The sequence below is a fragment of the Butyrivibrio sp. AE3006 genome, from assembly GCF_000424165.1.
GTDB lineage: Bacteria > Bacillota > Clostridia > Lachnospirales > Lachnospiraceae > Butyrivibrio.
Genome location: NZ_KE384145.1, coordinates 231,281 through 239,482, shown reverse-complemented (window position 1 = coordinate 239,482; position 8,202 = coordinate 231,281). Strand labels below are relative to the sequence as shown.

8 protein-coding genes are annotated in these 8,202 nt (G+C 42.6%); 6 read left to right on the top strand and 2 right to left on the bottom strand.

Translation table 11 applies throughout. From position 1 onward, the window contains the following. From G603_RS21020 to G603_RS0118005, 3 genes are all read left to right on the top strand, one after another. A partial coding sequence (locus G603_RS21020) for a transposase (RefSeq protein ID WP_242834907.1) occupies positions 1-334 on the top strand: 334 nt, incomplete at its 5' end. Between the two features lie 155 nt (positions 335-489). Then, on the top strand, positions 490-1,083 hold the full coding sequence (locus tag G603_RS0118010; protein WP_026523341.1) for a hypothetical protein: 594 nt from the start codon (positions 490-492) through the stop codon (positions 1,081-1,083). Positions 1,084-1,198: 115 nt separating this feature from the next. Further along, positions 1,199-2,752: a sodium/proline symporter gene (locus G603_RS0118005; protein ID WP_026671049.1), complete on the top strand. Its 1,554-nt coding sequence runs from the start codon at positions 1,199-1,201 to the stop codon at positions 2,750-2,752. Positions 2,753-2,801: 49 nt separating this feature from the next. On the opposite strand, the gene G603_RS0118000 is transcribed toward G603_RS0118005, so the two are convergent. Beyond that, entirely contained in the window at positions 2,802-3,680 is an 879-nt protein-coding gene (locus tag G603_RS0118000; protein ID WP_026671048.1) for a cation diffusion facilitator family transporter, read from the bottom strand. Between the two features lie 179 nt (positions 3,681-3,859). Between G603_RS0118000 and G603_RS21015 the strand changes: the two genes are divergently transcribed. After that, on the top strand, positions 3,860-4,246 hold the full coding sequence (locus tag G603_RS21015) for a DUF4342 domain-containing protein (RefSeq protein ID WP_196808101.1): 387 nt from the start codon (positions 3,860-3,862) through the stop codon (positions 4,244-4,246). A 115-nt stretch (positions 4,247-4,361) separates the two neighbouring features. On the opposite strand, the gene G603_RS0117990 is transcribed toward G603_RS21015, so the two are convergent. Beyond that, a complete protein-coding gene (locus tag G603_RS0117990; RefSeq protein WP_026671047.1) occupies positions 4,362-6,188 on the bottom strand; it encodes a DUF3298 and DUF4163 domain-containing protein in 1,827 nt (608 codons plus the stop codon). Between the two features lie 174 nt (positions 6,189-6,362). Here G603_RS0117990 and G603_RS0117985 point away from each other — a divergent pair, with 174 nt between their 5' ends. Beyond that, positions 6,363-6,980 carry a hypothetical protein gene (locus tag G603_RS0117985; protein WP_026671046.1) on the top strand — a complete coding sequence of 206 codons (618 nt, stop codon included), beginning with the start codon at positions 6,363-6,365 and terminating at the stop codon, positions 6,978-6,980. Continuing rightward, positions 6,977-8,011 carry a serine/threonine protein kinase gene (locus G603_RS0117980; RefSeq protein WP_026671045.1) on the top strand — a complete coding sequence of 345 codons (1,035 nt, stop codon included), beginning with the start codon at positions 6,977-6,979 and terminating at the stop codon, positions 8,009-8,011. Before G603_RS0117985 ends, G603_RS0117980 begins: the two co-directional genes overlap by 4 nt. The last annotated feature ends 191 nt before the right edge of the window (positions 8,012-8,202 follow it).

Genomic DNA, 8,202 nt, shown 5'->3' with positions numbered 1-8,202 from the left:
AGATATGCTGAGATATAAGCTTGCTGAATACGGGATAAGGTTTGCGCTTACGGAAGAGAGCTATACATCCAAAGCGGATTTCCTTGCGATGGATGAGATCCCTGTGTATAAAAAGGGAAGTAAGGCTGACTATGTTTTTTCGGGAAAAAGGATAAAGCGTGGACTCTACAGGCACTACGATGGGACAATAACAAATGCAGACATAAACGGAGCTGCAAATATCTTAAGAAAAGTATTCCCAAAGGTAACCCAATGGGATAGGGGCATAGTGGACATGCCCTGTTCTTTGGGATGCGTTAAGCATCCCAAAGGTTCATGCCGCTCTGCGGCATAACAGAAACCTCTTCCGACGCAGAGTCGGTGGAGGTAGTTCATGAAAATTTAATGTGCATAAGCATTATGCCAAAGCTATAATAGAGATGTAATAACTGCCTACTACATTTATAAGAAAGGAAATACCCTGGCTATCTGCGGGGCAAGGACGAGTTTATGAAAAAAATCGTAAAACGCATTTTATGTACTTTTTCTGCAGCACTTTTTCTTTTTGCTCTGACAAGCAATACGGCACTTGCTTACAGTGAGATTCCTGATTATTTTGATTTTGGCGAAACAGTTTTCAAGATGGATGCCGGAACCTATAAGGATGTCTGGGTAAGAGCTAATACCGACTATACTTATTACATTGGCGACCATACCAGTAAGGGCACATATATGGAGTGCACCTTCAAGAAGGGCTCTGAGTATGTGAGACTTCATATCGGTCCCGATGAGACAACCAAGAATGTATTCTTCCATTTTTATTCAACTGATGAAGATGGAACTACCTATGATCATCACGACTGCATAGAGGTTTATGTGCAGAATCCCGATCCCGCTGCAGCTGCTCTTAAGGCACAGCAGGAAGCACAGATAAATGCGCTCAAGACCTTCAGTGGCAACACAGCAGATTTTAATGCTTACAACTACTACACCAATTATAAGGATCTTCAGGAAGCCTTTGGCGCAGATCCTGCAAAGCTCCTTGAGCACTACAATACATTTGGTATTAACGAGAAGAGAGTAGCAAATAAGCTGATTAAATAAGATTATATTGACTTTTATGGGCCCCGTTCAGAAATGATCGGGGCTTTAAATTTGGGTCTATACTTCATCACTTTATTGTGGTAAACTACTAAAAAAGTTTTTTGGGGAGGAAATTATGTCTACATCGCAATTAGGAATTATTATCTCGATTCTGGTCTATCTGGCAGGCATGCTTCTTGTCGGATTCGTCGCTTCCAAATCCACAAATGATGTTAAGGATTTCTATCTTGGAGGAAGAAAGCTCGGTCCCTTCGTTACAGCTATGAGCGCAGAGGCTTCCGATATGAGTTCTTATCTTTTGATGGGTGTTCCGGGACTTGCTTATTTTTCCGGAATAGCTGATGCCGGTTGGACCTGCCTTGGTCTTATCGCAGGTACATATCTGAACTGGCTTTTTACAGCGAAGAGGCTTCGTAACTACACAGAGAAGCTTGATGCCATCACAATACCTGATTATTTCAAAAAGAGATTTGATGATAAAAACAATATCCTGCTCTGTATCGGTGCTCTGTTCATTATCGTGTTCTTCGTACCTTACACAGCTTCAGGATTCTCAGCCTGCGGAAAGTTGTTCTCATCACTTTTCGGAATCAATTATCAGCTGGCAATGATCGCATCTGCTGTAATCATCGTTGGTTACACCACAACAGGCGGATTCCTTGCTGCATCCAAGACTGACTTTATCCAGTCAATAGTCATGACTGTTGCACTTTTCTTCGTACTTGGATACGGCGTTGTAACAGCAGGCGGTGCTAGCAATGTAATCGCAAATGCACAGAGTCTTCCCGGATTCCTTAACATGAGTGCAACCCACGACAATGTGGCAAATGCAGCTAATCCCTATGGTATTTTTAATAAGATAACAATGTTCTGCTGGGGCCTTGGATATTTCGGAATGCCGCACATTCTTCTCAGATTTATGGCTATCAGAAAATCCAGCGAGCTTAAGCTTTCAAGAAGAATCGCATCTGTATGGGTTGTTTTCTCCCTTGGAATCGCTGTTGTTCTCGGAGTAGTAGGCAGAGCAATGACAACAGGCGGCGTTCTTGAAAACCTCATTGATCCTGAAAATCCCACAAGCTCATCCCTTGCTGAGACTCTTATCGTAGTTCTTGCAAGACAGATAAGTGAACACGGATTTATATTTGCACTTCTTGCAGGTATGGTTCTTGCAGGAATCCTGGCATCAACCATGTCTACAGCAGATTCACAGCTTATAGCAGCTTCATCATCAGTATCAGAGAACCTGATTCAGGAGACCTTTGGAATCAATCTGTCAGAGGCAGCAGCTATGCTTACAGCAAGAGCAACACTTATTGCGGTAGCAGTTCTTGGCGTAGTAATTGCATGGAATCCCGGCAGCTCAGTATTTGGAATCGTATCCTTTGCATGGGCAGGCTTCGGAGCAGTGTTTGGACCTATTATGCTTTTGTCACTTTACTGGAAACGCACCAATAAGTTCGGCGCAGTAGCCGGTATGATCGCTGGCGGCGCCATGGTATTTATCTGGAAGTACATGGTTCGTCCCATGGGCGGTGTATGGGACCTCTACGAACTTGCACCTGCTTTCCTTGTAGCACTTATCGTAATCGTGGTGGTGAGCCTTATCACTCCTGCACCTGATAATAAGATTACAGAAGAGTTCGAGCACGTATCAAAAATGAGCTGATGATATAAAATTGCAGCACACATGGCAAGGAGCTATGTGTGCTGCATTTTTAATCTTTTGCCGGTTCAGGATTAACATGAATCATTATGTGTTTTACGTTAGGGAAATTTTTCTCTACATTACTGTGAACATGCTCTGCAATGGCGTGGGCATAAACCAATGTGATATCTCGCTGAACGGTGATCTCTAAGTCTACGTAAATCTTATTTCCAAACTGTCTTGTATGGAGAAGGTCTATTCCAAGTACGCCGGGTTGTTCCAAAATAAAGGACCGGAGCTTCCCTTCGTATGTGGCATCGCAGGATGTATCCAGCATTTTATTCAGGGCATCCTTTAAGATGTCGTAGGCTACCTTTAGAATCAGAGCGCATATAAGTATACTTGCGATTGGATCCATGAAGGGAAAACCAAGTCTTGCAAGACCTATACCGATAAAGGAACCAACTGATGATAACGCATCTGAGCGGTGGTGCCAGGCATCTGCCTTGAAAGCAGGAGAGTCAAGAATTCTGGCGTAGTGCATTGTATACCAGAACATTCCCTCTTTTACTGCGATTGATACTATGGCTGCAATAAGCGGCAGTATGGTTGGCACTTCGATTGCTGACTTTTCAAAAAGCAGCATTTTGACACCGTTATAACCTATGCCAAGACCTGTTCCTGCAAGGATAAGCCCCAATATAAGTGATGCCACGCACTCGAATCTCTCATGGCCGTAAGGGTGCTCCGCATCCTCCTCCTGGCCTGCCAGCTTTACACCGATATATGCGATTATGGTTGCCAGAACGTCGGAGAGTGAGTGTACAGCATCTGATACCATGGCCCCGGATTTTCCAAGAATGCCTGCGATCAGCTTAAATGCGGCCAGTACAATGTTGCCAAGTACGCCCACTCTGGACATTTTTCTTATCAAAGTCTGTTCATCCATGATGACACCTCTGAGCTATTTTTCAAAATAAGTAAAATAAATTTAAATTATTTGCTCTATTATATGTATAACATACACCAGAGTTGTCATATAATACAATCATAAGAAAACCAATTATGGTTAATGGATTTGAAAAAATTTTGTTTGCAAAGACGATGCTTTGCAGAGAGGAGAAAAGAATGATTACATTAGAGGCAATCGAAAAGGTAATGGAGCTTACAGGCGTTGAGTACAAGGTTGCTAAGGATGCGCTTGAGAGAACCGAAGGAAATGTTGATGAAGCAATTAAGCTCATTCAGCCTGACACAAAGGATATCGGCGAGGACATTAAGGGGCTCATCGATAAGCTTAAGAAGACAGTTGAGGAAGGAAACGTTGACAGAATCCAGATTCGCAAGGATGATGAAATCGTTCTCAGCGTTCCTGTAAATGTTGGTATTATTGGTGGCGTTCTTGGTCTTGCAGCTGCTCCCTGGGCACTTATTGCAGGCGCTGTAGCAGCATTCGGTCTTGGATGCAAGCTTGAGGTTGTTCACAAGGACGGCTCAACAGACGAAGTTAAATAAGTATTCCTAATACAAAGACTCCAAATAAAAACTCCGGTGTTTCATCGATTGAAGCATCGGAGTTTTTCCATGTTACGAGATTTAATTGTCAGGGTAAATGGCCTGAACCCGGCTTTTAGCCTGCATAAACTATGTTATCAAATACCTTTTCAAGCTCACCTTCCCGGATTGAAACAGGATAAGATGCTGACGTAAGTGTAAGGCGGACGATTCTGCCATCTCCAAGTCTGCAGTCCACATAGCTCTTGTTGTCGGTTTTTATAGGCTCGAAGGTTTCGCCGCTTTTTATGATTTCGTCGGCAATGATGACGTTTCCGTCTTCATCCACGATGTCGCCCTTTATGTATGAGTTTGACTTGGCATTCGGAGAGCAGTAGGAACCAACAGTGTAGACAGGCTCTGTAGGTATCGGCCTTCCGTCATCACCAACCTTGTAGCTGTTGTAGATGTTCATTGTTCCAAAGCAGTCTGAAACAATGGCAAAGGGCATGTTGTCGGGATCGGATAAGAGGGCTTCTGCGAAGTAATCGTTGCCGTAATCCTCTCCTGCATAGTGGAAGTACTCCGGCTCAGCAGCCTTGAATTCGTTTCCTGAAACATCAAATACGAAAAGAGCATAATAGTCATTGTAGTCAGGGACTGTAACATAGATATATTCTTTTCCGTCATCTGTTTTAACATTGTAGGTGACGATGCTGTCGTAGTCCACTTCAAAGCTTGCGGGAACAGTGACCTTTTTATCTCCATCAACAAGTGAAAGACTCTCGGCATAATCGCCGTATTCATTGTCTTCTGTGCCTTCGAATTCCAGGTGTCGCACCTTTATGTCACCTGCCCATTTTGCATTGTAGAGACCGATGTCAGAGTGGGATATGTATCCGCGACCTTCCTCCGGCATGAACTTTTCATTTATGAGACCGTCATACTCGTTATAGCCTATGGAAACCTCTATCATGCCGTATGCATAGGCAGCGATTTCATAAGGATTGAAAATTATATGAAGCCCATCGTTGCTAAGATACCACTTGTAGTTATACCCATCATTTGAATCAGAAGCATCAAGTTTGTATTTTGCCAATGTTTCATCAAGCTCCCAGTATCCATCGTTTGTATCAGGAAGTTCATAGAGCTTTTCTTTAATAATTTTATCAAGTTCTTCCTTGGAATATTGCACAACATCACTCAGTGTGAGTTCTTTTCCTGTCTGCACGTCGTAGTTTATACCGACAGCACCGTACATTCCATGGGCGCCGCCCTGGTAATCGCTGGAATAATCGTAAATGCTAAGAACTGTCTCGTCGGATCTTGTCAAATAGTAATCCTGCGTCATGGTCCAGGGGCCAAAGAAGGAGTAATCATTTTGAATGGCGTCCTCGTATTGGCCTTTAGCTTCAGCTGCCCAGTCATCAAAGCCTGAACTTGATTTTACCTGAGCTCTTTCCTTAAGTGCATTGTAAAGCTCCGGATAATCATTTTTGCAATTGTCATCCATGACTACAAAGGCATCTTGAGCAGTGATGAGAACACCGTTAGCGTAGTCGTTTTCCGGATTACTGAATTTAAGATCACCATCGTATGTGTATGTAAAATACTTTTTGGCTATTTTGTAGGTAGGTGTTTTGGGCTTAGACTCAGAAGCTGTATCGTTTTCATCTGCTGCAGTATCATCTGCGGTATCTTTATTCTGCTGATCCTCCGCTTCTGTATCAGTTGATGTTTCTGTTTCAGATTCAGGCTCTTCTGTAACTGTTTCTGCAGACTCCTCCGCTGTTTCTCCTGACTCCTCAGACAGACCATCCTTGATCTTATTTATAAAATTAGATCCTTCTGATTCTGCGTCCGTATCATTAGATGAACCGGTAAGTTTCCCAATCATACCACAGCCGCTTAAGGATGCAGCTGTAAGAGTTGTACATAAAAGTACGGCAAGTGCTTTTTTCATAAATTTTCTCCTTGTTATTAAGTGAGGAATAAATCTCGAGTTTATTGTAGTTTTTCCAAAGGGTATTTACAACCGGATAATTTTTGTGTATATTCATTCGCATATCTTTATTCTTGGTTTTTCAGTTCGGTGATTCGCTGAATATTTTTCAATTAGTTTTGAAAGGAAATTAGTATGAATTATTATGCTGCGGTAGTCCGTGAGCATGGTGCGTATGCTGAGAATTCTGACGGCCTTATGATAAAAGGAAGGCGCGTGGGCGAAGAAAGTGTTGTTATGATGGCTCTTTGTACTCCTTTTTCTAAAAACAGGAGGGGAGCAAAGCTAAGTGACCACGTTATAAGAACATTAGAAGAGATCTTCGAGGAGGTCGAGCCTTCGGATTTATATGATAGCTGCAAAGAGTTATTTTTCGATAAGAGGCTTTCTTCAAAAAATAAGCTGAGCATTATGTTCTTTCGCGGAGCCGATTATTTTATCCTGAGTAATTGCGGCAGGCAAATTGCAAAAATTGGAGTAAGGAATAAGAAAATAATTGATAGGCCCGGAGATGGATATTTTCATAAAGAGGCATTTGGACTAAAAGGAAGACTTACGGAAGGTTGCACTATTCTGATTTCTACGGACTCATATTCAGAGAGATTATCTGACAGAGAGATTATTGGGAACCTGAGCCCTCAGATGTGTGTGGACAGTGAATATATGGAATATGCGCTGGGCTTTATGTCCCGGAGCCTTATTGGGAAGGGAGAGGAGAGACCTCGCAGTGCTGCGGCGCTGTGCATCAGATGAAAATGAAAATTACTACTTATGACGGCAAAAACTACATAATGGATGAATGCATTGGAAAAGGCGGGATGAGCAAAGTGTACGCTGGGAGAAGCGTGGCTGATGGCAGGGCTGTTGCAGTAAAAATGCTTACGGATTCTAAAAGAGGGGATGCTCTATTCGAGGCAAAAAGACAACTCCTTGGTGAGATGCGTATTTTGGAGGCGCTAAAAGACAAAGGCGTAAAGGGTGTTCCAAGGCTCCTTGGAAAGGGCGATTCCTTCTATGTGATGGAATATATTAAGGGCAGAACCTTTGGAAAAAAGGAGCTTGATGCTAAGAAAACCATAGAGCTTGGAACGGCTCTGTGTGATATTCTGACCAGCCTTCACGAGGGCTTTCCAAGGGTGCTTTATCTTGATCTAAAGCCATCTAACGTGATGCTAGGGCAGTCCGGTGAAATCTGTTTAATTGATTTTGGAACTGCAAGAATTCTTAGTGGCTATAATGACGGCGATGTTGCAGATTCGGCAAACGGTGCAGGTACAAAAGGATATGCGGCTCCTGAACAGTACGGCGGTCTTGTTAGTGAGAGCATGCAGACAGATATTTATCTTCTTGGGAGAACCCTTGATGCGGTTATAAAGGAAGATCGCATGGATGGGTTTATTGTTGATGAGCTGAAGAAGGTCATAGAAAGATGTACCGATGTAAGGAAGAGTGCAAGATATTGTAGCTGTAGAGAGGTTAAGGCTGCGCTTCTTTCATGTGAAAAGAATGCTGCAAAAAGGAAGCGCTTTATAGCGGCAGGGCTAATTGTGGGCTTTATATTATTTGTTTTGTCAGCTGTGTTTATCCTTATGTTTTTTATGGGGAAAATCAGTGCGATATATGGAATTATCAGTGTGCTTCTTGGGAGACTTATATGGAACAGTGATAAGATAATGGGTGAAGCCGGGATTTTGTTTGGAAAGAAGTCTGAAGATGGGAAAATGCCTGAAAAACCGTGGCTTTTCCTGGATATAGTAAAGACCTGCGATACGATAGATTTTTAGAAATCAGGCAGAATTTGTAATAGAAATCTTTATTAGTATGAGAAAACAGACCTGGTGCGGAATAGAACGAATGTTCTAAAATCAGTGGACATTAGCTTCGCTAAATAGTAAACTATAGGTAGTATGCCGCGCAGTCAAAACTTGCTTAGAAGTATGGAAATGTGCGTGGTTTAAGGCTTTTGATGATTTTT